This is a genomic window from Mesorhizobium dulcispinae (genome assembly GCF_033977345.1).
Classification (GTDB): domain Bacteria; phylum Pseudomonadota; class Alphaproteobacteria; order Rhizobiales; family Rhizobiaceae; genus Mesorhizobium; species Mesorhizobium dulcispinae.
In genome coordinates this window covers 213196-235906 of the sequence record NZ_JAVIIY010000007.1, presented here as the reverse complement: position 1 = coordinate 235906, position 22711 = coordinate 213196, and the positions used below count along the sequence as shown (strand labels likewise).

The 22711-nt window shown below is 65.0% G+C and carries 25 protein-coding genes; 9 read left to right on the top strand and 16 right to left on the bottom strand.

What is annotated here, in order from left to right; genetic code table 11:
• Window positions 1–25: 25 nt before the first annotated feature.
• From RFN30_RS17630 to flhA, 7 genes are all read right to left on the bottom strand, one after another.
• Window positions 26–310: an SCP2 sterol-binding domain-containing protein gene (locus RFN30_RS17630; protein ID WP_320263352.1), complete on the bottom strand. Its 285-nt coding sequence runs from the start codon at window positions 308–310 to the stop codon at window positions 26–28.
• A 210-nt stretch (window positions 311–520) separates the two neighbouring features.
• A complete protein-coding gene (locus RFN30_RS17625) occupies window positions 521–1042 on the bottom strand; it encodes a hypothetical protein (RefSeq protein WP_320263351.1) in 522 nt (173 codons plus the stop codon).
• 58 nt (window positions 1043–1100) lie between these two features.
• Window positions 1101–1523: a hypothetical protein gene (locus RFN30_RS17620; RefSeq protein WP_320263350.1), complete on the bottom strand. Its 423-nt coding sequence runs from the start codon at window positions 1521–1523 to the stop codon at window positions 1101–1103.
• Between the two features lie 8 nt (window positions 1524–1531).
• Window positions 1532–2101, bottom strand: a complete 570-nt coding sequence (locus tag RFN30_RS17615) for a rod-binding protein (protein WP_430699058.1) — start codon at window positions 2099–2101, stop codon at window positions 1532–1534.
• Between the two features lie 288 nt (window positions 2102–2389).
• Entirely contained in the window at window positions 2390–2773 is a 384-nt protein-coding gene (locus tag RFN30_RS17610; RefSeq protein WP_320263349.1) for a hypothetical protein, read from the bottom strand.
• A gap of 4 nt (window positions 2774–2777) precedes the next feature.
• Complete coding sequence (gene fliR / locus RFN30_RS17605; protein ID WP_320263348.1) at window positions 2778–3530, bottom strand: flagellar biosynthetic protein FliR; 753 nt, start codon at window positions 3528–3530, stop codon at window positions 2778–2780.
• Complete coding sequence (gene flhA, locus RFN30_RS17600) at window positions 3527–5614, bottom strand: flagellar biosynthesis protein FlhA (RefSeq protein WP_320263347.1); 2088 nt, start codon at window positions 5612–5614, stop codon at window positions 3527–3529. The genes fliR and flhA overlap by 4 nt, the downstream gene beginning before the upstream one ends.
• A 123-nt stretch (window positions 5615–5737) precedes the next feature.
• Between flhA and RFN30_RS17595 the strand changes: the two genes are divergently transcribed.
• From RFN30_RS17595 to RFN30_RS17555, 9 genes are all read left to right on the top strand, one after another.
• Entirely contained in the window at window positions 5738–6037 is a 300-nt protein-coding gene (locus RFN30_RS17595) for a putative quinol monooxygenase (RefSeq protein WP_320263346.1), read from the top strand.
• Window positions 6038–6387: 350 nt separating this feature from the next.
• Complete coding sequence (locus tag RFN30_RS17590; RefSeq protein WP_430699061.1) at window positions 6388–8067, top strand: chloride channel protein; 1680 nt, start codon at window positions 6388–6390, stop codon at window positions 8065–8067.
• A 162-nt stretch (window positions 8068–8229) separates the two neighbouring features.
• Entirely contained in the window at window positions 8230–8895 is a 666-nt protein-coding gene (locus RFN30_RS17585) for a helix-turn-helix domain-containing protein (RefSeq protein ID WP_320263344.1), read from the top strand.
• Window positions 8896–8933: 38 nt separating this feature from the next.
• Window positions 8934–10010 carry an extracellular solute-binding protein gene (locus tag RFN30_RS17580; RefSeq protein ID WP_320263343.1) on the top strand — a complete coding sequence of 359 codons (1077 nt, stop codon included), beginning with the start codon at window positions 8934–8936 and terminating at the stop codon, window positions 10008–10010.
• A gap of 22 nt (window positions 10011–10032) precedes the next feature.
• On the top strand, window positions 10033–10905 hold the full coding sequence (locus RFN30_RS17575) for an ABC transporter permease (protein WP_320263342.1): 873 nt from the start codon (window positions 10033–10035) through the stop codon (window positions 10903–10905).
• The gene (locus RFN30_RS17570) at window positions 10905–11702 is read left to right on the top strand and encodes an ABC transporter permease (RefSeq protein ID WP_320263341.1); all 798 of its coding nucleotides are present in this window, start codon (window positions 10905–10907) and stop codon (window positions 11700–11702) included. The genes RFN30_RS17575 and RFN30_RS17570 overlap by 1 nt, the downstream gene beginning before the upstream one ends.
• Window positions 11699–12814 carry an ABC transporter ATP-binding protein gene (locus RFN30_RS17565; protein WP_320263340.1) on the top strand — a complete coding sequence of 372 codons (1116 nt, stop codon included), beginning with the start codon at window positions 11699–11701 and terminating at the stop codon, window positions 12812–12814. Before RFN30_RS17570 ends, RFN30_RS17565 begins: the two co-directional genes overlap by 4 nt.
• Window positions 12815–12847: 33 nt before the next feature.
• Entirely contained in the window at window positions 12848–14233 is a 1386-nt protein-coding gene (locus RFN30_RS17560; protein WP_320263339.1) for an NAD(P)/FAD-dependent oxidoreductase, read from the top strand.
• Window positions 14234–14328: 95 nt separating this feature from the next.
• Complete coding sequence (locus RFN30_RS17555; RefSeq protein WP_320263338.1) at window positions 14329–14697, top strand: cupin domain-containing protein; 369 nt, start codon at window positions 14329–14331, stop codon at window positions 14695–14697.
• 57 nt (window positions 14698–14754) lie between these two features.
• Here RFN30_RS17555 and RFN30_RS17550 read toward each other — a convergent pair whose 3' ends face one another.
• The 9 genes from RFN30_RS17550 to RFN30_RS17510 form a co-directional block, all read right to left on the bottom strand.
• Window positions 14755–16398 carry an MFS transporter gene (locus tag RFN30_RS17550; protein ID WP_320263337.1) on the bottom strand — a complete coding sequence of 548 codons (1644 nt, stop codon included), beginning with the start codon at window positions 16396–16398 and terminating at the stop codon, window positions 14755–14757.
• 227 nt (window positions 16399–16625) lie between these two features.
• Window positions 16626–16892 (bottom strand): flagellar biosynthesis protein FliQ, encoded by a 267-nt coding sequence (gene fliQ / locus RFN30_RS17545; protein ID WP_027165133.1) that lies wholly within the window; start codon window positions 16890–16892, stop codon window positions 16626–16628.
• 24 nt (window positions 16893–16916) lie between these two features.
• Window positions 16917–17324, bottom strand: coding sequence for a flagellar hook assembly protein FlgD (flgD, locus tag RFN30_RS17540; RefSeq protein WP_320263336.1), 408 nt, complete (start codon window positions 17322–17324; stop codon window positions 16917–16919).
• Window positions 17325–17326: 2 nt separating this feature from the next.
• Window positions 17327–17764: a flagellar biosynthesis repressor FlbT gene (gene flbT / locus RFN30_RS17535; RefSeq protein ID WP_320263335.1), complete on the bottom strand. Its 438-nt coding sequence runs from the start codon at window positions 17762–17764 to the stop codon at window positions 17327–17329.
• On the bottom strand, window positions 17761–18108 hold the full coding sequence (gene flaF / locus RFN30_RS17530; protein ID WP_320263334.1) for a flagellar biosynthesis regulator FlaF: 348 nt from the start codon (window positions 18106–18108) through the stop codon (window positions 17761–17763). The genes flbT and flaF overlap by 4 nt, the downstream gene beginning before the upstream one ends.
• A 31-nt stretch (window positions 18109–18139) precedes the next feature.
• Entirely contained in the window at window positions 18140–19189 is a 1050-nt protein-coding gene (locus RFN30_RS17525) for a flagellar hook-associated family protein (RefSeq protein WP_320263333.1), read from the bottom strand.
• A gap of 3 nt (window positions 19190–19192) precedes the next feature.
• Window positions 19193–20647, bottom strand: a complete 1455-nt coding sequence (gene flgK, locus RFN30_RS17520) for a flagellar hook-associated protein FlgK (protein ID WP_320263332.1) — start codon at window positions 20645–20647, stop codon at window positions 19193–19195.
• A gap of 32 nt (window positions 20648–20679) precedes the next feature.
• A complete protein-coding gene (locus RFN30_RS17515) occupies window positions 20680–21936 on the bottom strand; it encodes a flagellar hook protein FlgE (protein WP_320263331.1) in 1257 nt (418 codons plus the stop codon).
• Between the two features lie 91 nt (window positions 21937–22027).
• Entirely contained in the window at window positions 22028–22696 is a 669-nt protein-coding gene (locus tag RFN30_RS17510) for a response regulator transcription factor (RefSeq protein WP_320263330.1), read from the bottom strand.
• Between the last annotated feature and the right edge of the window lie 15 nt (window positions 22697–22711).

Sequence of the window (22711 nt, the reverse complement as noted above, 5' to 3'; positions counted from 1 at the left end):
CTCATTGATTATGCTTGGGCACCAATCAGCCGAGCAACTGGCTGAGTGCCATGGCGACCGTCATGTCGCCCTCGACCTTCAGCTTGCCGGCCATGAAGGCCATGGTCGGGTTGAGGTCACCGGAAATCAGCGAGTCGAGATCGTCGAGCGAGAGCTTGATCGTGCAGTCGGTCGGGGCATCGGCAGTCGAGACGGTCGCGCCGTCGATGACGATGACGCCGTCGCTGCCGGTGTCGAACTTGACCGAGTGCTCGAAGCCCGCGCTTGCCACGCGCGACTTGATCTTGTCGGCTATCTCCTGAACGCCCATGGCGGTTCTCCTCGTTTGGTTGCGTTTGACGCGCACCGGCCTTGGCCGCTGGGCGAGGCGCCGCGTCGCGCTGGGAGCGTCGCGACAGCCACCGGCGCATATAGCTTCGTGTTGACGTTTACGTCAACGTGGTCGCCATGCGGCATGGTAACCATGCGGCATGTCGCGTCAGCTGGCGGAGGGCGCGGCATAGGGGACACCGCGACGCGATCAATGCTGCTTGAAGGCCTTGGTCATTTCCTGGGCCGTCTCGCCGGCATTCTTGCGGCGACGGATGGCGTTGTCGCGGATTTCGTCCTTGGACAGGAAGTTCACCTGGTCGATCAGCACGTCATGCACCAGCTCGACGCCGACGCGGGCGTTGACCGTCTCGCGGATGGCCTTGCGGAAAGCATCGAGATCGATCGTCTCCTTCTTGGTGAAATCGATCTGCGGATTGGAATAGAGGTAGGAATAGACCTGGTCGGTGATGATCGCCGGCGCCGGGATCGACAGCTTCTTTATCTGGTCGGGCTCCACCGTGTAGACGAGCTTGGTCAGGAAATAGCCGTCGATCTTGGCATCGCGGATGAGCGGCACCGAGATGATGTCGGTCTTGACGTAGTCGAGACCGCCCAGCATCGGCTTCGGCGGCTCGCCGACGCCGCGTTCGCCCGCCGCCTGGAAGGAATAGAACACCGCGCCGAGCGTTACGGCGCAGATCCAAAGCGCTGCGGCGATGAACTTGATCATGCTTTATCTGATTGTTCGAGCATGATCTTGTCCGAAAACCGGCTTCCACTTTTCGGGATCATGCTCGGGCGTATCCGAACTCGCCGGCCGAATAGGTGCCGTCGGCATCGGCGCGCTGGATGGCGTTCTTCAGCAGCGTCGCGACCTCGTTGACGGCATTGAGATGGGCAAGGATAGCGGCTTCGTTCTTCGCCAGCTTCTGGCGCAGCCGCGCCAACCCCTCGCGATGCTGCTCGAGGAACTCGATCTCGTTGGCGCCCTTCAGAGCGCGGGTCAGTTCGTAGAGATAGCGGCTCTTGCGCGCATTCGAGGCCTTGAGGTCGTAGCCGGTTCCGCTGCGGATACCCGCCGTCTCCTCGTCCACCGCTTCCTCGATGCGGCCGATGATGGCGGCGAGGTTGCCGGGCCGAGCAGGCGCGGCCGGCGCTTCCGGGGCGGTGGTTCGTGCAGGCAGATTGGAAAGGTCCGTTTGGTCGGCCATGTAGGTCCCTAGATCTTGATGTCTGTTTTTATGGTTGTGTCGTCGCCCGTCATCGACCGGGCGGCCTTGCGCTCAAGCTCCTCGATCATCGAGGTCGAAAGCCTGGTCTGCTGGTCGATTTCGGCTTTCTCCGGTCCGCCCCCAACAGGCCCGACCGGCACCTTGCGCTTGCCGTCCAGATAGTGGTCGGCAAGCATTGATTTCGCGATGCCGATGCCGCCATGCGCGGCCATGACATCGGCCACCTTTTCAGCCAGCTGCGACTTCCACATGTCGCCGGCCAGCCCTTGGCCATAAACGCCTTCGGTGTCCTTTGGCATCATGTTCTGGATGAAGGTCGTCAGCACCATCGCCTCGAAGCGCTGGAATTTTTTCGCCGGATTTGCCGCTTCGGCCTTGTCCGCCGCGGCGCGCGACAGCACCGAGCCGGCGTCGACGGAGGCGGTCTGGTCGATCGAAAAGGGCCCCGCGGTACCGCCGGCGCGCCTGGCGAGTGCTGTCCGCGCGGCCTCCACATCGGCCGGCTCCGCTGCACGGGCGACGTCCATCACGATGTCGCTGGGGGGTGAAATCGCCAAGAAAGCACTGCCTTTTCGCCGAGTTTTGTCAGTTGCACAATGACGCAACAAGCTTGTGGCAGGCTTGCGGGAAGGCGAAATGCAGGTCGCAGTGCGATCCCGAGGCCGCCGCCTGGGAGTGGCAAGTCGCCCGTGGCGGCCGACTATGGCGTCAATGGCCCCAGATCCCCTGGCCATAGCCCGCACGGGAGCGGCAGGCACTGGGAGCGGATCGGGATCGCCAAGCCGGTCGGCACGACCGCGACCGGCAGCTGAAGCCTTCAGGTTCGCCGCGCGGCAGATCCGCCGCTACTCGTGTCCCCGCTTCTGGGCGATGAGATCCAGCCGCTCGCGGTCTGAGCGTTCGCGCTCGTCGCGGCGGCGGACGTCCTTATAGGCGCGCTCGACCATGTTGGTGCGCGCGGTTGCGGTGGCAATCAGCGCCGCTTCCTGTTGGGCGCTTTCTAGGTTCTGTTTCTGGCGGCCGAGCGCGTTGGCGATGCGGCGATGGTAGAGTTCCGGGAACAGGCCGGCCAGCGAGCTGCCGGCATCGAAATGCTCGACGAGTTTCTTTGCTTCCGATTCCGCTGCCGCGGCCGCGGCTAGAAACCCGGCGTGGCGGGTTTCGTGCAGCGCCTTCAATTGCTCCTGTACCTTGACCAGTTTCTTCAGGCGATCCTTGCGCGATGTCATTCGCTCACCTCGCGAGCGTGAGGTCGACAAAGCCGTCGACGAACAGCGACAGCAAGGTGCCGATGGCGAAGTAGAAGATGATCAGGCCGCCCGCGATGACGAAGGGCAGCGAGATGAAATAGACCGGGATCTGCGGCGTCAGCTTGTTGACGAAGCCGATCGTCAGATTGACCAGAATGGCATAGGCGACGAAGGGACTGCCCAGGCGTATCACCAGGAAGAAGGCGTCCGATACTGTGTCGGTGACGTCGACGAGCGCCGCCTGCGGGTTGAAGAACACGTTGACCGGGGCGACCGTGTAGGAGGCGACGAGCGCCCTGACGACCTCGTGGTCGAAATCGAAGACGAAGAGCAGCAGCAGCGCCGAGAACGAGATGATGGCGGCAAGCGCTGCCTGCGGTTCGGGCTCCTCGATCGCCGGCCCGCCGGTGCCGCCATAGCCGATCAGCATGGCGATGGCCGAGCCCATGAAGCGCAGCGCTTCCATGTAGAGCCTGGTCATGGCGCCGATCAGCCCGCCGACCAGAAGCTCGGAGACGATCATCGGCGCCAGCACCTGCGGGCGCGGATCGACGAAAGGATAGATGCGGTCCCACAGGAAGGCGAGCAGGCCGCCGGTGGCCGCGACCGACACGAACAGCCTGACCTGGATCGGTACGCGGGCGCTCGACAGACCGGGCATCAGCATGAAGCAGGCGCCGATGCGGCAGAAGGCAAGGAAGGCGGCGATGACGACGCCTTGCGAGAGCGCGTTCACGAGATCGTTCCGAGCACCTTGATCTCGACGCCCTTGGCGATCTCGACATGGCTGAGTACCGGCAGCGTGGTGAAGAGCCGCTCGATGATCATGCGCACATAGGGCCGCGCGTCCGGCGCGGTGACGAGCACGAAGCGCTCGCCGGCCTCGAGATGCTTGCGGATCGCTTTCGTGGCGTCCTGGCCGAATTCCTCGAGCTGGCGCGGATCGATGTCGAACTCGCGCACCTCGCCCTTGGCATCACGCTTGAGGCTCTGGTGGAAAGCAAGATCCCAGCGATTGCCGAGGCGCAGCACCTTGAGCATGCCGCCCTCGGAGAGATCGCCGCAGATCTGCTGCGCCATGCGGATGCGGACATGCTCGACGATCTGCTCGGTGCGCCGCACATGCGGCGCGATCTCGGCGATGGCCTCGATGATCAAATGCAGGTTGCGGATCGAAACGCGTTCGGCAAGCAGAAGCTTCAGCACCGCTTGCAGGCCCGGATAGGAGATGTGCGAGGTGCAGATCTCGTCGGCGAGCTTGCGGTATTCGGGGTCCAGCCGCTCGAGCAGCGCCTTCATGTCCTTGTAGGACAGAAGCTGCGGCAGGTTGTTGCGGATGACCTCGGATAGGTGGGTCAGCAGCACCGACATGTTGTCGGCGAAGGTGTAGTTCTCGCGCTTCAGGTCCTCGGCGAAGGTTTCGAGCACCGAATAGGCGCGCATGCCGAAGGCCGGCTCGCGGATCTCCTCGCCGGGGATGTCGGGCACGCCGCGCGTGCCGAGCAGCACCATGATCTCGCCGACGCGCATCTGGTATTCGGCGACGACGGTGCCGTGGACCTTGATCTGATAGCTCTTCGGCGGAATGGCGAAGTCGTCGGCGACGCGCACCTCCGGCACCACGAAGCCGTATTGCTGGGCGAATTTCTTGCGCATCTTCGACATCCGGAACACCAGCTCCTGGTGCGCGACCAGCAGCCGGGTCGAGAGCTGCTTGCCGATCAGAAGCTCGATCTCGGCGGTTGCGAGCGAGGCCTTGACCGAATTCTTCTCCTCCTCGGCCTGGTTCGCCTTCTCCTGGTTCTTCTGCGCTTCGGCCGCGGCCAGCGCCCGGTTGTGGCGCAGCGGGATGATGTAGCCGAGGCCGGCCATGGCGCCGGCAAGCGCGAAGAACGGGAACAGCGGCAGGCCGGGCATCAGGCCGAGGATCACCAGCAGCGAGCCCGCGACATAGAGCGCGCGCGGATGGGCGCCGAGCTGGCCGAACACCGCCTGGTTGGCTGAGCCGCGGGTGCCGCCCTTGGAGACGAGCATGCCGGCGGCGAGCGAGACGATGAGCGCCGGGATCTGGGTCACGAGGCCGTCGCCGACCGACAGCTTGATGAAGACGTCGGCCGCCTGGCCGAGGCCCATGCCGTGGCGCAGATAGCCGATGGCGATGCCGCCGACGATGTTGATGGCCGTGATGATCAGGCCGGCAATCGCGTCGCCGCGCACGAACTTCGAGGCCCCGTCCATGGAGCCGAAGAAGGAGGATTCTTCCTCCAGCTCGCGGCGGCGGAGTTGCGCGGTCTTCTCGTCGATCATGCCGGCGGACAGGTCGGCGTCGATCGACATCTGCTTGCCGGGGATGGCGTCGAGGGTGAAGCGCGCGCCGACCTCGGCGATGCGGGTGGCGCCCTTGGTGATGACGATGAAATTCACCACGATCAGGATCATGAAGACGATCAGGCCGATGACGAAGTCGCTCGACATCACCAGCTTCGAGAAGCCCGAGATGACATAGCCGGCGGCGTGCGTGCCCTCGTTGCCGTGCGACAGGATCATGCGCGTGGTGGCAATGTTGAGCGAGAGCCTGAGCATCGTGGCGATGAGCAGCACGGTCGGGAAGGACGAGAAATCCAGCGGCCGCTGGATCCACAGCGCCACCATCAGGATCAGCACCGAGAGCGCGATCGAGAAGGCGAGGCCGATATCGATGAGGAAGGCCGGGATCGGCAGGAACAGCACCGCCAGGATGACGACGATGCCGAGCGCGAAAAAGACGTCGCGGCCGTTCTTGGCCGCGAGGCCCGACGGGATTGTTTCGCTGATTGCCATGTCGTCCTCGAATCCAGACTTGCCCAGCGCAAAGGCAGGCCCCCGACCGTAATCGGCCAAGCTTGCGCGAGGGTGGGAGGGGGGCTACGGGACCTTATCCCGGCCCGACGAACGGAAAAACACATGCTTGTGATCATTGGCACGGTTCGGCTGCCACCCGATAAACTCGAGCAGGCCAAGCCGGCCATGGAGCGGATGATCTCGGCCAGCCGCGCCGAGGCCGGCTGCCTCGAATATTCCTATGCGCAGGACGTTTTGGATGCCGGGCTCATCCATGTTTCGGAAGCCTGGCGCGACCGTCCGGCGCTTGATGCGCATTTCAAGTCGGCGCATATAGCCGAATGGCGCGCGAGCTGGGCAAAGCTCGGCATCGGGGATCGGAACCTCACACTCTATGAAGTCGGCGAGGGCACCGCGACCTGACCGGCCGCGTCCGCCGTCGCGACGCCGACCAGCCATCGCCGGACGGCGCGCTCCTCGTCCGCCGACAGTCCGGCCGTCAGTTCGCCTTGAACGCGCTCGCAGCGCGACTGATAAGTGGCCCAACCTTACTAATCGGCGCAGCGCCAAAATGGCGCCACAAGCGGTCGGCATTGCGGTTGTCACGCATTGCCGCCGGGCGTATCAGGCCCGGCAGCTTTCCATCCTCCGCATACCGGCGAGCCGCTCCGTTGCCTGCCAGAAAAGAACCGCAAGTCTACGCCCGCCGGCTTCGGGCGGTGCTGATCAATTCCATCCCCGTGCTCGAGGCGCGCGGCATCGTCATCGTGCTGATGGCGGGTGTCACCGGTGTGATTGCCGGCGCCCTGGTCACCGGCATGAGCGCGCTTGTGCAAGGCATGCACTTCCTGCTGTTCGACGTGCAGCCGGGCGGGCGGCTTTCGGCGATGTTTTCGCTCGCCAATCCGGTGCAGGCGATGTTTCCGGCGATCGGCGGCCTGCTGCTCGGCCTTTCGGTGATCTGGCTGAGAAGGCGCAAGTTCAGAACGCCGGTCGACCCGATCGAGGCCAACGCGCTCTACGGCGGGCGCATGTCGCTCACCGATACGTTCATCATCGTCGGCCAGACCATGATCTCCAGCGGCTTCGGCGCTTCGGTAGGATTGGAAGCCGGCTACACGCAGATCGGCTCCGGTATTGCTTCCCGACTTGCCCGCGCGTTCCGGCTGCGCCGCAACGACGTGCGCATCCTGGTCGGCTGCGGCGCAGCCGGCGCCATTGCCGCCGCCTTCGACGCGCCGCTGACCGGCGCCTTTTACGGCTTCGAGCTGGTCATCGGCATCTACTCGGTGGCCAATGTCGCGCCGGTCATGGCGGCGGCGATCGCGGCCTCGCTGACGGCAGAGGTCTTCGGCGGCGTGCCGTTTCCGCTGGAACTTTCCGGCCTGCCGACATTGACCGCCAGCGAATATGTACCGTTTCTTCTGCTCGGGCTCCTCGGCGGCGCAGCCTCCATCGCAATCATGCATCTGGTCAGCATTGTCGAGGGCCTCTTTGTGCGGCTGGCGATCGACGCCTCTGTCCGACCCTTCATCGGCGGCATCCTCGTCGGCCTGCTGGGACTGGTCACGCCGCAGGTGCTGTCCAGCGGGCATGGCGCGCTGCACCGTGAGTTCGCGATGAACTACGGCCTCGCCGTGGTGGCGAGCGTCTTCGTGATGAAGCTTGCGGCCTCCGCTATCTCGCTCGGCTCCGGCTTTCGCGGCGGCCTGTTCTTTGCCTCGCTGTTCCTGGGCGCGCTGCTCGGCAAGGTCTTTGCCGGCGTCATGGCGCTGACCGTGCCGGCAATCGCGCTCGATCCGGCGGTTTCGGCCGTGGTCGGCATGACCTCGCTCGCTGTCGGCGTCGTCGGCGGCCCGCTGACCATGACTTTCCTGGCGCTGGAATCCACGCGTGACCTGACGCTCACCGGCGTGGTGCTTGCGGCGTCGATCATGTCGGCGATCCTGGTGCGCGAGACCTTCGGCTACTCGTTCTCGACCTGGCGCTTCCATCTGCGCGGCGAGACGATCCGCAGCGCCCATGACGTCGGCTGGATGCGCAGCCTCACCGTCGGCTCGATGATGCGCAAGGACGTCCGCACCATCGATGCCGCGACGACGCTGGCCGAGTTCCGCAAGGAAATCCCGCTCGGCTCGGCGCAGCGCGTCATCGCTGTCGAGCAGGGCCAGCATTATGTCGGCGTGCTGCTTGTCGCCGAGCTGCACAGCGATCTGTCGGACGGAGAGACGCCGGTGCAGGCGCTCGCGCAGTTCAAGGACGCGGTGCTTGTGCCGTCGATGAACGTCCAGTCCGCCGCCGAGACCTTCCAGCGTGCCGGCGCGGAAGAACTGGCGGTCGTAGAGGATTTCGACGATCGCATCGTTCTCGGCCTTCTTACCGAAAGCCACCTGATGCGGCGCTACGCCGAGGAGCTCGACAAAGCGCGGCGGGATCTCTCCGGCGAGGGGTAGCGAGACCTCCCCGCGTACCTTGTCGATCCGCCGCCCCTTCTCCCGCAGACATGCCCCTTCAGCTTGCAAGCCTGGCCCAAACACTGGTGCAGTCCTGGCGCCACGCGCGGCTTGTCAATTGTACAGTGGTACTGTACAAGGTGTTAAGTGGAGGAACACGGGATGCCCAAGGCTTCGGATGGTGGCCAGGCTCCGGCAGCAAACGGTGCCGGCTCGGCTGCGGCTCATGCGCAGCAGGTGCTGGGCATGCGGCTCAAGAGCCTTCGTCTCGCTCGCCGCCTGTCGCTGCGCGACCTTGCAGAGGCGACCGGCACAAGCGCCAGTTTCATCAGCCAGCTCGAACGCGGTCTGACCGGCGCAAGCACCGCCTCGCTCAACCAGATGGCCTCGGCGCTGGGCGTGAGCGTGGCGATGCTGTTCGAGGAAAGCGCGGCGCAGAACCACGGTGTGCTCCGGCGCAGCGAGCGGCCAAGCCTTCCGCCCAGCGACGGTTGCCGCAAGATGCTGCTCTCGCGTCCGCCGTTGAGCGACATGGAGGTCTATGTCGGCGAGTTCGATATCGGCGGCTCGACCGGCTCCGCGCTCTACACACATGGCGACGCGCACGAGATGCTCGTCGTCCTTCGCGGGGTCGTCGAGGTCTCACTCGGCGATGCACGCCATGTCCTCGAAGAGGGCGACAGCATCGAATACGCGACATCGACACCACATCGCAGCGAGAACATCGGCAGCGGCCGGGCCGAGGTGATGTGGATCATCGCGCCGCCGACTTCGGCGCGCGCCGAGCTCGATCAATACAAGCCCTGGAAACCGCTCGCGGCCAGGTAGTCCGATTAAACGCGGGCCTCAATGGGAGAGTTACAGTTATGCTGAAGTCGAAACTTGCAGGTCTTGGCGCCGTGCTGGCGCTCGGCGTTCTGACGACCGCCGCCTTCGCGCAGGACAAGCCTGTCGCTGGCGAGGTGAAGGAAGGCTCGCTCAAGGGCAAGACCCTGACCTTCGTCTCCTATGGCGGCATCTACCAGGACGGCCAGGCGGCCGCGCTGAAGGAATTCGTCGACAAGTCAGGCGTCAAGCTGCTCAATGACGGCCCGACCGAGATCGCCAAGCTGCAGGCCCAGGTCGAATCCGGCAACGTCACCTGGGACGTGGTCGATACCGGCGATCTGCCGCCTTACGTCCATTGCGGAAAGTTGTTCCAGAAGCTCGACCTCTCGAAGCTCGACGTCTCGAAAATTCCCGAGGGCCAGGTCGGCGAATGCTCGGTGCCGGCAATGAACTACGGCGTCGTGCTGATGTACAACAAGGAGAAGTACAAGGATAACCCGCCGAAGAGCTGGGCCGACTTCTTCGACACCGAAAAGTTCCCGGGCGTGCGCGCTCTCGATGGCTCCGGCGATCCGACCGGTGGCCTGCTCGAACAGGCCTTCAAAGTGGCGGGCGGCGATCCGAAGGCGATGACGGCCGCCGATATCGATAAGGCCATCGACGTGATCCGCAAGCTTGGCCCCGACACGATCTACTGGAAGACAGGCGCTGAATCGCAGCAGCTCGCCGAGTCCGGCGAAGCCGACATGCTGATGATGTGGACGGGCCGCGCCATGACCGCGGTCAAGAACGGCGCCAAATACGCGCCCGCCTGGCAGGACTGGCTGGTGGTGATGGACCAGATGACCATTCCGGTCGGCGTCAAGGATACGGATGCCGCCTACGCGCTGCTCAACGCCTATCTCGGCAAGCAGTCGCAGGAGATCCTGGCGCAGCAGACCTCCTACACGCCCATCAACAACGACGCGCAGCCCAAGGTCGACGCATCCGTCGCCGCCTTCCTGACCAACACGCCCGAGCGCCAGAAGCAGGGCTACAAGCAGAACATCAAGTTCTGGGTCGAGAACTTCCCGCTGGCGCAGGAGAAGTGGTCGGCGCTGATGGCCGGCAACTGACCGGCCGACGGAGGCAAAGCCGGTGAGCGCGCTCGATCTGACGACCCAACCCGCCGCCGAAGGGCGGCCGGGACGGGCATGGCGGCCGTTCGCGCTCACGCTGCCGGCGCTCGTCCTGTTGGCGGCGGTGATCGGCTATCCGCTGCTCACCATCATGCTGCGCAGCCTGTCGGAGCCGGAATGGGGCGTGCAGAACTATGTCTGGTTCTTCGATGCCCCGGTCAATCTCGCGGTGCTGCAACGCACCTTCACCATCTCGGCCTGGGTGACGCTGGTCTGCGTCGTGTGCGCTTATCCCTACGCCTATCTGATGACCGCCGTCGGGCCGCGCATCCGGCTGGTGCTGGTGCTTTGCGTGCTGATCCCGTTCTGGGTGAGCGGCGTGGTGCGCACCTTGTCCTGGGTGATCCTGCTGCAGGATTCCGGCGTCATCAATTCGCTGCTGCGCTCGGCCGGCTTCACCGGTATCCGCCTGATCCGCACCCAGATTGGCGTGGTGATCGGCATGGCGCAGGTGCTTCTGCCGTTCATGATCCTGCCCCTCTATTCGGTGATGAAAGGCATCGACCTCAGGCTGGTGCAGGCGGCGCGCAGCCTGGGCGCCCGGCCTTCCCGCGCCTTCTTCACGGTCTATCTGCCGCTGTCGCTGCCCGGCGTCTATGCGGGCGCGATCATCGTCTTCATCCTGGCGCTCGGCTTCTACATCACGCCGGCGCTGCTCGGCGGGCCGCGCTCGACGATGCTCTCGACACTGGTGCAGACCCAGGTGCTCAGCCTGCTGCAATGGGGCCGCGGCGGCGCGATGGGCGTGGTGCTGCTGGTGGCGACATTCGTGCTGCTCGGGCTGGCCGCGCCGGTGATGCGATCGCGGCACCGGGAAGCGGGGCGGCGCTGATGGAGATGAAGCCGCTCACCCGTGTCATCCTCGGCCTCGTCTGCCTGCTGGTGGCGATCTGGCTGGTGGCGCCGACGCTCGTCGTCGTGCCGATGTCCTTCAACGGCAACAAGTCGCTCGCCTTTCCGCCGCAAGGCTTTTCCTGGCAGTGGTATCAGAATTTCGCCACCAATCCGGAATGGTCGACCAGCTTCCTCAACTCGCTGAAGGTCGCTTCGATCGTCGCGGTGCTGGCGACGGTGCTCGGCACGCTCGCCGCCTTCGGGCTCGACCGCATGAAGGCGCGACCGGCCAATCTGCTGCGGATGCTGATGCTGACGCCGATAGTGGTGCCGGGCGTGGTTTTGGCCATCGGCATCTATGCGGTCTATCTCGATGCCCAGCTTGTAGGAACGCTGGCCGGCTTCGTGCTTGCCCACACCATCCTGGCGCTGCCCTTCGTGCTGATCGCCGTCTCGGCCAATCTCGAAGTGTTCGACAAGCGTCTTGAAACGGCCGCATCGAGTCTCGGCGCCGGCGCGCTCACCACATTCCGGACCGTCACGCTGCCGTTGATCCTGCCTGGCATTCTGTCGGGCCTGCTGTTCGCCTTCGCGACGTCCTTCGACGAGATCATCGTCTCGCTCTTCATCACCAACCCCTATCTCAAGACGCTGCCGGTGCAGATCTTCTCCTCGATTACCCGCGACGCCGATCCGACGGTCGCCGCCGTCGGCACGATCCTGTTATGCGCCACCACGATTCTGATCGGCGGCGGCATGCTTCTTCTTGGCCGCGAGCGGAAGGGACGCCTATGAACCCAAGACCGGACAGTCGCGGCGCGGCGATCGACCTCGAATCCGTCATCAAGGCCTATGGCGCGTTCAAAGCGCTGGACGGCGTGTCGCTCAGGATCGAGCCCGGCGAGTTCATGACGCTGCTCGGGCCGAGCGGCTCGGGCAAGACGACGACGCTGAATGTGATCGCCGGCTTCACCGATGTGTCGAGCGGCAAGCTGCTGGTCGGCGGCAACAGCGTCGTCGGCGTACCGGCGCACAAGCGCAACATCGGCGTCGTCTTCCAGCACTACGCGCTGTTCCCGCACATGACGGTCGGTCGCAACGTCGCCTATCCGCTGACGCTGCGCGGCGTCGATCAGGCCAAGCGCAAGGCGCGCGTGGCAACGGCACTCGACATGGTCAAGATGGGCGATTTCGCGCATCGCTATCCGAGCGAATTGTCGGGCGGCCAGCAGCAGCGCGTGGCGCTCGCCCGCGCCATCGTCTTCGACCCGCCGCTGCTTCTGATGGACGAGCCGCTCGGCGCGCTCGACAAGAAGCTGCGCGAATGGCTGCAGCTCGAGATCAAGCGCATCCATCGCGAGCTCGGCACCACCTTCGTCTACGTCACGCACGACCAGGAAGAGGCGCTGGTGCTGTCCGACCGCATTGCCGTGTTCAATCGTGGACGCATCGAGCAGGTTGGCACCGGCCGCCAGCTCTATGATGAGCCGGTGACGCTGTTCGTCGGCCGCTTCATCGGCGACTCCACCGTGCTGCGCGGCGAGGCAAGAAGCGACGGCACCAGCACCGCGCTGACCATCGCTGGCGAGACGGTCGCCGCGCCAAAGCGGATCAACGGGGAGGCCAGCCCGGTGATGCTGCTGCGACCCGAGAAACTTGCCATCCGCCGGCCCGACAAGAAGGCGGCTGCCGGCGCCAACCGGCTGTCGGGAACGATCGCCGAGGCGATCTATCTCGGCTCGGGCTCGAAATACGAAGTGAAGCTCGCCGATGGCTCGGTGGCGATCGTGCGCTCGCCGCTGACCGGCGAGAGTTTCGGCCTCGGCGAAAAGGTGGAGCTCTGCTTCGACGGCGCAGACGCCAAGCTCCTGCCCGACGACAGCACGGCCGACACGACGCTCACCTGATCCCTCTCATCCGCTCTCTCCTGGAATCATCCCATGCAAGTCAAGCGCAACGGCGACATCTCGTTCTGGTATGCGGATCTGGGCGCGGTCCCGGCCCCGCGCCCGCCCTTGCCCGGCGACATCGAAGCCGACGTCGCGATCGTCGGTGCCGGCTATACCGGGCTCTGGACCGCCTACTATCTGAAAAAGGCCAACCCCTCGCTGCGCATCGTGCTCCTCGAACGTGAGTTCGCCGGCTTCGGCGCCTCCGGGCGCAATGGCGGCTGGCTGTCGGGCGGCTTCGGCTGGTCGCGCGAGAAATATTTGAAGACCTCGACAAGGCAAGGCGTGACCGCCATGCAGAAGGCGATGGCCGGCTGCGTCGACGAAGTGATCCGGGTGGCTACGGAAGAAGGCATAGATGCCGACATCCGCCGCGTCGACAATCTGACAGTCGCCACCAATTCGGCGCAGCGCGAACGCGTGCGCGAGGAATGCGAGACGATCCGCTCCTGGGACGCCGATCCCGAGCGCATCGAACTGCTCGACGCCGACGCGACACGGGCGCGCATCAACATCCGGAATGTCATGGGCGGCTTCGTCATCCACGGCCAGGCGCGGGTGCAGCCGGCCAAGCTGGTGCGCGGGCTGGCGCAAGCGGTCGAGCGGCTCGGCGTGCCGATCTACGAGAAGACCACGGTGACCTCCATTGCCAAAGGCAGCGTGACCACCGACCGTGGCACGGTGCGGGCCGAAACCATCATCCGCGCGACGGAGGGATTCACCGCCGGCATTCCCGGAGAAGAGCGGACATGGCTGGCGCTCAACAGCGCGCAGATCGTCACCGAGCCACTGTCGCCGGAGCTTTGGCGCGAGATCGGCTGGGAAGGGCACGAGCTGCTTGGCAATGCGGCGCACGCCTATTGCTATGCGCAGCGCACGCGCGAGGGGCGCATCACCATGGGTGGGCGCGGCGTACCCTATCGATACGGGTCGCGCACCGACGTCAACGGCCAAACGCAGCAGGCGACGATCGACCAGTTGCACACGATCCTGACGACGCTCCTGCCGCAGACGACGGGATGCCGCATCGACCATGCCTGGTGCGGCGTGCTCGGCGTGCCGCGCGACTGGTGCACCACGGTTGGCCTCGACCCCAGGACTCGCATCGGCTGGGCCGGCGGCTATGTCGGGCTCGGCGTGTCGAGCTCCAACCTTTCGGGCCGCACGCTTGCCGATCTGATCCTCGGCCAGGATACGGAGCTTACGCGTCTGCCCTGGGTGAACCGCAAGGTGCGACCTTGGGAACCGGAGCCCTTCCGTTGGCTCGGCGTGCACTCGATGTACCAGCTCTATCGCATCGCCGACCAACGCGAGGCGGCGGGGCTGGCGCACACCTCGAAATTGGCCGCTTTGGCGGATAGCATTACCGGCCACTAGAGAGGTTCGGCATTAGCCGAACCTCTCCAGCTATCTTTTCCACGCAATTCCGGACGGAAAACCGCTGCACACTTTTCCTGGAATTGCTTTGATCCATGGAGCCCGACTTGATCGACCTTTCGACTTTCCACGACCTCGCCAAGGCCGAAATCGGCGCGTTCTCGCCCAAGCCGACCTCCGTCGAAGGGGATCAGGTCGAGGCGGCGCGCTCGCTGTTCCAGTCGCCGGACGGAACGATCGACATCGGCATATGGGAATGCACGCCCGGCCGCTTCATCGCCGATCGCTCAGGCTCGTCGGAAATCTGCCATATCATTTCCGGACGCGCCGAAGTGAGCCGCGCCGACGGCGAGATGCACGCGCTCGGACCGGGCGACCTTCTGGTCCTGCCGCAAGGCTGGAAAGGCGAATGGCTGATCCACGAGACGACACGCAAGCTCTACATGATCCAGAGCGCAGGCTGATCGTTCTTATGCGTGCCGTTCTCCCTAAGACCGCTACACACTTTTGGGCGACACGCGTCAGTGCTCGATCGGTCCCTTCGGCGAAACAAGCGCCGTGCCGGCGGTCGTCGGGCGTTCGATCATGCGGCGCACGCGCGGCGGGTTCTCACCGCTGTGCAGCGCGCGGATGCGCTCGCCGACAACCGCGTCGGCATGGGTGGCGCGCCGGTTGTGGCGGATGTACTCGACCCAGGTCGGCGTGTGGTAGTGCTCGATCCACACCGACGGGTTCTCGAGGTCCCGCGCGAGCGTCCAGTTGCGGGCGCCGTCGCGGCGGCGGATGCGGCCGCGCTCGGCCATGGTGGCGAGGAATTCCGGAACGTCCTCCTCGCGGATAACGTATTCGATCATGATGGCGATCGGGCCGCTGCGTGGCTTGAGGTCGAGCGCCAGCATCGGCTCCTTGAAGCGGTTGAGCGGATCGAGGTTCAGCGCCGTCTGCTGCGGCAGCGGCAACAACAAGCCGATGGCGCCGCCCGCCAGCATGGCGATCGCAGCCGCCATCAACGCCGTCTCGGCGCCATGGGCGTCGGCGACGACGCCCCAGATCCAGCTGCCCAGCGCAATGCCGCCGAAGGTCGCCGTCTGGTAGATCGACAGCACGCGGCCGACCACCCAGCGCGGGGTCGACATCTGCACCGTGACGTTGAAATGCGAGAGCGCGATCACCCAGCAAGCGCCGCCGACAAGCAGGCCCGCCGAGGTCTGCCAGGCATTGTGGCTGACGGCGGCGTTGAGGGCGCAGAGCGCAAAGCCGGCGAAGGCGGCGCGCACCATCGTTTCGCTGGAGAGCAACTGCCGCAGCCGCACGCTGATCAGGGCGCCGCCGACCGCGCCGATGCCGAAGGCGCCGAGCATGATGCCGTAGGTCAGCGCGTCGCCCTTGACGACATCGCGCGCCACCAGCGGCAACAGCGCCAGCACCGCGCCGGCGCTGAAGCCGAAAGCAAGACCCCGGACCAGCACCTTGGCGATGTTGGGCGACATCGCGACATAGCGCAGGCCCGCGCCCATCGCGGCGCCGAGCGACTCGCGCGGCAGGGTCTGTGCCGGTACTTCCGGCTTCCAGCGGAACAGCACCACGATCAACCCGATATAGCTGATCGCATTGGCGGCGAAGGCCGCCGCCGCGCCCGCGGCGGCGACGATGACACCGCCGATCGCCGGACCGACGCTGCGCGTGATGTTGAAGCCCATAGAGTTCAGCGCGACCGCTGCCGGCACCTTGGCGCGCGGCACCATGTCGCCGACCGAAGCCTGCCATGACGGGCTGTTGAGAGCCGTGCCGCTGTCGATCAGGAAGGTGAAGGCCAGCAGCGTCCAGGGCGTCATCCAGCCGAACCAGGTGAAGACGGTGAGCAGCGCCGAGACGACCAGCATGAAGCTCTGCGCCACCAGCATGACCTTGCGGCGGTTGAAGCTGTCGGCGATGGCGCCGGCAATGAGCGCGAACAGCATGATCGGCAAGGTGGTCGAGGCCTGGACCAGCGCCACCTGGTAGGACGAGGTGGCGATGGTGGTCATCATCCAGGCGGCGCCGACGCCCTGAATCAGGCCGCCGAAATTCGACACCAGGCTTGCCGACCAGACGGCACGGAAGATGCCGTGCCGGAACGGCGCCAGCGCCGAGACGCGTTCGCTTTCCGGCTCGTCGTCGATCATGGTCGCTGTCTCGCCTTTATCTTTTGTCTCACGCTCGCCGCGCGCCAGGATCGCGCCGGCGACTCGTCAAAGGATCGCGGTCCAACAACAGGAAGGCAAAGGCGAAAATGCGTCGGCGAAGCTTTAAGCCAAGCATCTTGCCGGTGTGGACCAAATTTTCGTGACTTCGCCGATGGTCTCGGTCCGCAGCGCCTAGGTCAGGCGGCAAGGGTGCCAGCGGCCGCGGGTCAGAACCCGTGTTCGATCCGTTCGAAGATGACGTTGGTGAAGGCCGAGATTTGGCTGCCGATGAACGGGCCGGTCAGCGCCACCACCAGCATGATGGCGACGATCTTGGGCACGAAGGTGAGCGTGATTTCCTGGATCTGGGTCAGCGCCTGGATGAGCGCGATGCCGATGCCGACGGCCATCGCCACAAGCACGACCGGGGCGGATGCGGTGAGCACCGTCCACACCGCGTATTGCACGATATCGAGGGCGTCGGCCTCGTTCATGGGTAGAACCGCTGACGAAACCGGTTAGGCGGCCGGCTTGATCGAGACGCCCGCGCCGACGGGGACCTCGGTGCCGTTCTGCAGCACCGCGATCAGACCGCTGCTGGCGAGCTTCACCGAAGCCACAATTCCGGTGGTCTTGCCGTCGGCGGAGGTGATCGAGCGGCCAATCAGCGCGTCCGCCTGCGACAGCGCCGAGGACTGCATGATCTGGTCGAGCTTGCTGTTGGTCTGCACCGACTGCTCGACCTGCGAAAAGGTCGCGAGCTGCGCGACATATTGCGTCGAATCCATCGGCTTGGTCGGATCCTGGTTCTTCATCTCGGCGATCAGAAGCTTCAGGAACGACTGATAGTCAACCGCCGTCTTCGAGGTCTGCTGGCTGGCCTGGTTGGCGCCAACCGGGATCGTCGTCGTCATGTCCACGGCCATCTTTATGCTCCCATAGCCAGCGCGCGCGGCGCTTCCGCAATGTCGTCATTACCGCCAAGCGCCTGGCGCTCGAGCGGATAAAGCGCGCGGATCGCCTTCAGCGCCTCGTAGATGTGGTCCTCGCCGACCATGCGGTCGATCTGCTTCAGCGCACTGCAGATCTCCTGGTTGTCGAAGCTTGCAATCAGCATCGGCAGCGAGCGGCGGAACATGTCGCGCGCCTCGGAGGCGCCTGACGGGTTGATCAGCATGATCTGCACGATGAAGTAGAGCTGCCTGAGCGGCGTCGAGGCCTGCTCGGCCTGGATGACGTGGCTCTCGAGCAGGAACTGGACGTCGTTCATCAGCTCGATCGTGACCTTGCGGTCGACCCGGATGACGGCGCCGTTGATGTAGATCTTCTCGTTCGGCTTCAGCGATATCTTTAGCGTGTTGGTCATTGGATGCCGTCTCGGATGATCTGGGACACCTCGATCAATCCTTCGAAATTGTTGGTGCGGCCCTGGCGGATGTCCTCCGTCTCGCGCAGCAGCCACAGGCCGATCGAGATCAGGTTGGCGCGCAGCTCCTTGGGCAGCGCATTGTCGCCGGAGCCGAGATCCTCGACGAAGGTGGTCCAGATGCGGTTGGTGAAGTGCAGCGCCTCGACCGCCTCCATCGACTCCGGCCCGACGGCGGCCGCCGCGGACAACATGTCGATCGAACGGGTGAGCAGCTGCCGCTCCCGGTCCTTGGCGTCGGCGACGGAGTCGGTCTGGATGTCGGCGTAGGAGAATTGATACATCGTCGGAGCTCTGGCGTTCCGGTGAGAGTGTTCAGGTGAGATAGTTCAGCAGGCTGAGCTGCTGCAGTCGCGCGGTCAAGGCAAAGGACGTTTCGATATGCTGGGTCAGGTCGGCTACGCGGGTGGCGGCCTCCGAGGGGTCGACGCCCTCGAGATCGATGATGTGCTTCTCGAACAGGTCGACCTGGGTCTTCATGCGATCGCTGGCGTCGGACACGCGCTTCTGGGCGAGACCGGCTTCCGATTGCACCTGGACGATGCCGCCGATGGCTTCGCCGACCAGCTTTTGCGCGCGGCTGACGATCGTGTTCTGTCCTGCCTCGCTGATGTTGCCGGCGAAGAGTGTGCTGACCATGGCGGCCGCCATGGCGAGCTTGCGGATGCCCTGCTCGTTGGCGCTGACCGATGTCTGCGTGGTCTCGCTCAATGAGATGCGGCTGGTGATCCGATCGTCGGTGGCGCTCGACCAGTTGGCCTGCCAGCCGGAGCCCAGGAACTGCGGCTCGACCGCCGTGGTGATGAAGTCGTCCATCTGGGCGGCCGTGATGCCGGCGGCCGCCGGGTCGCTCTGGGTGAAGCCGAAGTAACTGGTGAAGGCGGCGTCGAACGCCGCCTTGGCGGGCGAGCCGGCTGCGCTGAAATCGTCGAACGGCTTGACGTCGGTATTGGTGCCGGCAAACAGATATTCGCCGTTGACGCTGGTGTTCAGGATACCCGTCATCTGCTGCAGCGCTGTGGCGCCGGCGGTCTGGGTGATGCCGGTCGAGGAGTCGCCCGATACGGCGCTGGTCAGCGCCGTCAGCAGGTCCTGCGCGACATCGGAGAGCTGGCCCAGCGAATCCTGCGTCGATGTCAGCCGCGCGGCGACCAGCGAGTTCGAATCGACGATACCGTTCAACCGGTCGAGATCGCGCTGGAAGGTGACGGCCTGTGTCGTACGCCCGCCAAGCGCCAGGCCGACATCCGCTACCTTGCCGGTCTGGGATTCCGTCGTCGCTTTCACGAGCTCGGCCTGCATGCGCATCTGCTGATAGCGCAGGGCGTTGGAGATGGCGGCTGAGGAGACGGCTGTCGCTTTCATGGCTTATCCCACCGCGCTCAACAAGGCGTCCAGCATGTCGTCGACCGTCTTCATCATGCGCGCCGACGCCTGGTAAGTGTGCTCGAGGTCGAGAAGCAGGGACATTTCCTGGTCGACATTGACGCCGGTATCGTTCGACAGCGCTTCGGCAGTGCGCGTGGCCAGCGCCTCCTTGGCGTCGGCGTTGGTCGACGCCTGCTGGCGCACGCCCTCGAACCAGCCGATGGCATTGGCCGCGTAATCCGTGACGCCGGAGCTGACCGTGATGCCGGCGGACGTGTCGAAGGCCATCGGCTGATCCAGCCTGTTGCCGTAGGCGATCAGCAGGTCCGAGTAGGAAGCCCCGCCGCTGGTGTTGGCGATATAGGCCGCGCCGTTGGCGCCGCCGTCGCGCAGCAGCGCCGCGCTGCCGCCGGCGCTCGGGTCAAATGCGGCGTTGACGCTGATCGAACCGGCGAGGCCGTTGACCAGGGTGCCGGCGGCGGGAATAGCCGGCGCGCCGGGCCAGGTGAACAGGCCGGCCCTGTCGGGCTGTGAAGGCACGGTCTCGGCGAACGCCGTGACCAGGCCGCGCGCGATCTCGTCGAGCTGGCTCTGCATGGTCGCGGCGACGCCGTCGCGCAGCTTCAGCATGCCGGCAAGCTTGCCGTCGGCGCTGGTGTTGTCGCCGGTGCCTGCCGAAAGCGGCACATTGTCGATGTAGATCGTGTTGCCGGGCGCGCCGGCGGTGTAGCCGGCCGAAGGCGTGAAGGTCACCGAGCGCGGCACCGTCTCGAACAGCGTCGTGCCGTCCTTGGTGGTGATGACCATATCATTGTCGCCGCGCGTGAAGGTCGAGACCGGGACATATTCCGCGATCTTCTTCAGAAGCGCATCGCGCTGGTCGAGCGCGTCGGACACATCCGTGCCGGAGCGCGTGCCGGCGATGACGGCCTTGTTGGCGTCCTGGAACTGGCTGAGCAGCGAGTTGAGGTCGTCGACTGCGGTGGCGATCTGGCTGTCGGTCTGGGTGCGGAAATCCTGGATCGCCGTGGTGCCGTCGTTCAGCGAGCTCACCACCTGCCTGGCCGCGTCGATGACGCTGGCGCCGAGATTCTGGTTCGACGGCGTGGTGGCGTAGAGCTGCAGCGCCTGCTGCAGATTGGCGATCGCGGTCGACGGCGACGACGCATTGTCGACCCCGTTGACCGAGAGGTCGAGCTGATCCATGCCGCTGTAAAGCGCGCTCTGGCCGCTCCATGCCGACAGCGCGGAAAGGTTCTGCCGGAACAGAAGGTCATTGGCGGCGCGCTGGATCTCCACCGATCGCGCGCCGGGCGCCGTGCTGGTGACGACGGCGACGCGGCGGGCATAATCCGGGTTGGACGCGTCGGCCACATTGCGCGACACGACGCTGGTTTGCTTGGATGTGGCCAGAAGCGCCGATTGGGCGATGCTTAATGCGGTGGAAAGCGACATGCGGGTCTTTCACGGGCTGGCGCCCGATGGGGTTATCTCTTCAGGTTGACCAGGACATCCATCAGGTCGGAACCGGTCTGGAAGACTTTCGAATTGGCGGTGTAGCTGCGCTGCGCCGCAATCATGTTGGTCAGTTCCTCGGCGATATCGACATTGGAATTCTCGAGCGCGCCCGAGACGACCGAGCCAAGCTTTCCTTCATTGGCAAAGCCGATGCGAACGGCGCCCGAGTCCGCACTCTGCACATAGACGTTGCCCGGCATCGCGGTAAGGTTGTCAGGGCTCTGAACATCGGCCAGCGGGATCTTGTAGAGCGGCTTGGTGGAGCCGTCCTGGAACTGCGCGTAGATGACGCCGTCCTGGCTGATCTGGATTTTTTCGATCGTGCTCGGCGCGTTGCCGTTGACCTTGGCGTCGGAGACCGTGAAGCCGGTTCCGAGCTGCGTCAGCTTGGAGAGATCGAGGTTGAGGGTCGAGCCGTTCGGCACGGTCAAGGAGACGCTGTCGACGGCGCCGGTGAGCTTGCCGGTGGTGGTGTCGAAGGTGAGGTTGGCGAAGCCCAGCGCGCCTCCGGTGTAGGGGAAGGAGGTTCCGGCCGTGGCTTTCGACTGGTCGAAGACCGAGACCTGCCAGGTGCCGGTGCCGGTGTTGGTGAAGTAGACGTCGAGCAGCACCTTGTTGCCGAGATTGTCGTAGGCGACCAGCGAAGATTTCGATGTGTACTGTGACGAAGCTGTGTTGTCTGTGGGCAGGTTGCCGGCGGTGACAGCGGTGGCGCCCGCCGGGAGGTTGCCGGTGAAGGTGCCTTCCGTGCTCGGCGTCGCCGTCATCTCCTGATCGGAGATCTGTACCGGCACAAGGCCTTCGAAGCCGTTGGCGGTAGCGGCCGGCTCGCCGTTGGCGTAGCTGTAGGCCATCAGCTGGTAACCGGCGGCGTTGACCAGGCGCCCTTGAGCGTCCGGAACGAAGGCGCCGGCGCGCGTGAGATAGGGCGTGCCGCTCGGATCCTGCACGACGAAGAAACCGTCGCCGTTGACGGCGAGATCGGACACAGAGGTGGTGTACTGCAGAACGCCTTGCGAGCTGACGGCGGAGCGGATCGTCGTGGTGACGCCGCCCGAATTGTAGGCGCCGCCGGTGGTCGGCATAATCAGCGTCGAGAATTCGGCGGAGGAGCGCTTGTAGCCGGTGGTGTCGGAGTTGGCGATGTTGTCGGCCACCGTGGACAAGCGGTTGGCCTGCGCGTTCATACCGGAGACGCCGGTCCGCATCATTCCGTAGAGGCTCATCGATACATCTCCTCGGTGCCTTTCTGAGAGGCCACAAAACTAAACCCCGTGTCTTGCGCGAGGCTGGCGCGGGCTATGCCGGCGGGAGCCATCAGAACACCAGCCGGTAGCCGAGGAACCTCTTGGAATCGATTGGATCGTGACCGAGCCTTTCGCGCAGTTTCTTGCGCAGCTTCGAGATGTGGCTCTCCACCACGTTCTCCTCGACCTCTTCGTCGAAGATGCCGTAGATGGCATTGAAGACCTGCGTCTTGGTCACGCGCCGGCCGCGATTGCTGGCCAGGTATTCCAGGATGCGCCGCTCGCGGCGCGGCAGCGGCAGCGGCTCGCCGTCGATCTCCGGGTCGCGTCCATCCATGAAGATGCGCATCGAGCCGACTTCGGTGTAGGCGGCCTCCTCATGCGCACGGCGGCGGATGGCGGTGATGCGGGCGAGAATCTCGCGGATGTGCACCGGCTTGCGGACGACGTCGTCGACGCCGCTCTCGAAAAGCCGCAGCGTGTGTTCCAGCGAGTGCTGTTCGCTGAGCGCAATCACCGGTGCGCCGGTGCGGTCGCGGATCTGGCGCGGTGAGATGGCGCCCTCGCGGCAGTCGCCGATGAGGAAGGCCCTGACCGATCTCAGATCCGTGTCGGCGGCGGAGCTTACCCACTCGCCAAACTCGCCCGGCGCGAAGCCAGCGGTGGCGACGCCCTCGCGATCGAAAAGCGAGCTATAACCCTCAGTTACGAGCTCGCGCTCATCAACGATCACGATCATCGGACCACCCCTCCG

What these genes read in the sequence shown, in the direction of transcription:
- RFN30_RS17630 (WP_320263352.1), bottom strand. Translation starts at nt 310, where the DNA reads ATGGGCGTTCAGGAGATAGCCGACAAGATCAAGTCGCGCGTGGCAAGC.
- RFN30_RS17625 (WP_320263351.1), bottom strand. Translation starts at nt 1,042, where the DNA reads ATGATCAAGTTCATCGCCGCAGCGCTTTGGATCTGCGCCGTAACGCTC.
- RFN30_RS17620 (WP_320263350.1), bottom strand. Translation starts at nt 1,523, where the DNA reads ATGGCCGACCAAACGGACCTTTCCAATCTGCCTGCACGAACCACCGCC.
- RFN30_RS17610 (WP_320263349.1), bottom strand. Translation starts at nt 2,773, where the DNA reads ATGACATCGCGCAAGGATCGCCTGAAGAAACTGGTCAAGGTACAGGAG.
- flhA (WP_320263347.1), bottom strand. Translation starts at nt 5,614, where the DNA reads ATGGCAATCAGCGAAACAATCCCGTCGGGCCTCGCGGCCAAGAACGGC.
- RFN30_RS17595 (WP_320263346.1), top strand. Translation starts at nt 5,738, where the DNA reads ATGCTTGTGATCATTGGCACGGTTCGGCTGCCACCCGATAAACTCGAG.
- RFN30_RS17590 (WP_430699061.1), top strand. Translation starts at nt 6,388, where the DNA reads ATGGCGGGTGTCACCGGTGTGATTGCCGGCGCCCTGGTCACCGGCATG.
- RFN30_RS17585 (WP_320263344.1), top strand. Translation starts at nt 8,230, where the DNA reads ATGCCCAAGGCTTCGGATGGTGGCCAGGCTCCGGCAGCAAACGGTGCC.
- RFN30_RS17580 (WP_320263343.1), top strand. Translation starts at nt 8,934, where the DNA reads ATGCTGAAGTCGAAACTTGCAGGTCTTGGCGCCGTGCTGGCGCTCGGC.
- RFN30_RS17570 (WP_320263341.1), top strand. Translation starts at nt 10,905, where the DNA reads ATGGAGATGAAGCCGCTCACCCGTGTCATCCTCGGCCTCGTCTGCCTG.
- RFN30_RS17565 (WP_320263340.1), top strand. Translation starts at nt 11,699, where the DNA reads ATGAACCCAAGACCGGACAGTCGCGGCGCGGCGATCGACCTCGAATCC.
- RFN30_RS17560 (WP_320263339.1), top strand. Translation starts at nt 12,848, where the DNA reads ATGCAAGTCAAGCGCAACGGCGACATCTCGTTCTGGTATGCGGATCTG.
- RFN30_RS17555 (WP_320263338.1), top strand. Translation starts at nt 14,329, where the DNA reads ATGGAGCCCGACTTGATCGACCTTTCGACTTTCCACGACCTCGCCAAG.
- RFN30_RS17550 (WP_320263337.1), bottom strand. Translation starts at nt 16,398, where the DNA reads ATGATCGACGACGAGCCGGAAAGCGAACGCGTCTCGGCGCTGGCGCCG.
- fliQ (WP_027165133.1), bottom strand. Translation starts at nt 16,892, where the DNA reads ATGAACGAGGCCGACGCCCTCGATATCGTGCAATACGCGGTGTGGACG.
- flgD (WP_320263336.1), bottom strand. Translation starts at nt 17,324, where the DNA reads ATGGCCGTGGACATGACGACGACGATCCCGGTTGGCGCCAACCAGGCC.
- flbT (WP_320263335.1), bottom strand. Translation starts at nt 17,764, where the DNA reads ATGACCAACACGCTAAAGATATCGCTGAAGCCGAACGAGAAGATCTAC.
- flaF (WP_320263334.1), bottom strand. Translation starts at nt 18,108, where the DNA reads ATGTATCAATTCTCCTACGCCGACATCCAGACCGACTCCGTCGCCGAC.
- RFN30_RS17525 (WP_320263333.1), bottom strand. Translation starts at nt 19,189, where the DNA reads ATGAAAGCGACAGCCGTCTCCTCAGCCGCCATCTCCAACGCCCTGCGC.
- flgK (WP_320263332.1), bottom strand. Translation starts at nt 20,647, where the DNA reads ATGTCGCTTTCCACCGCATTAAGCATCGCCCAATCGGCGCTTCTGGCC.
- RFN30_RS17515 (WP_320263331.1), bottom strand. Translation starts at nt 21,936, where the DNA reads ATGAGCCTCTACGGAATGATGCGGACCGGCGTCTCCGGTATGAACGCG.
- RFN30_RS17510 (WP_320263330.1), bottom strand. Translation starts at nt 22,696, where the DNA reads ATGATCGTGATCGTTGATGAGCGCGAGCTCGTAACTGAGGGTTATAGC.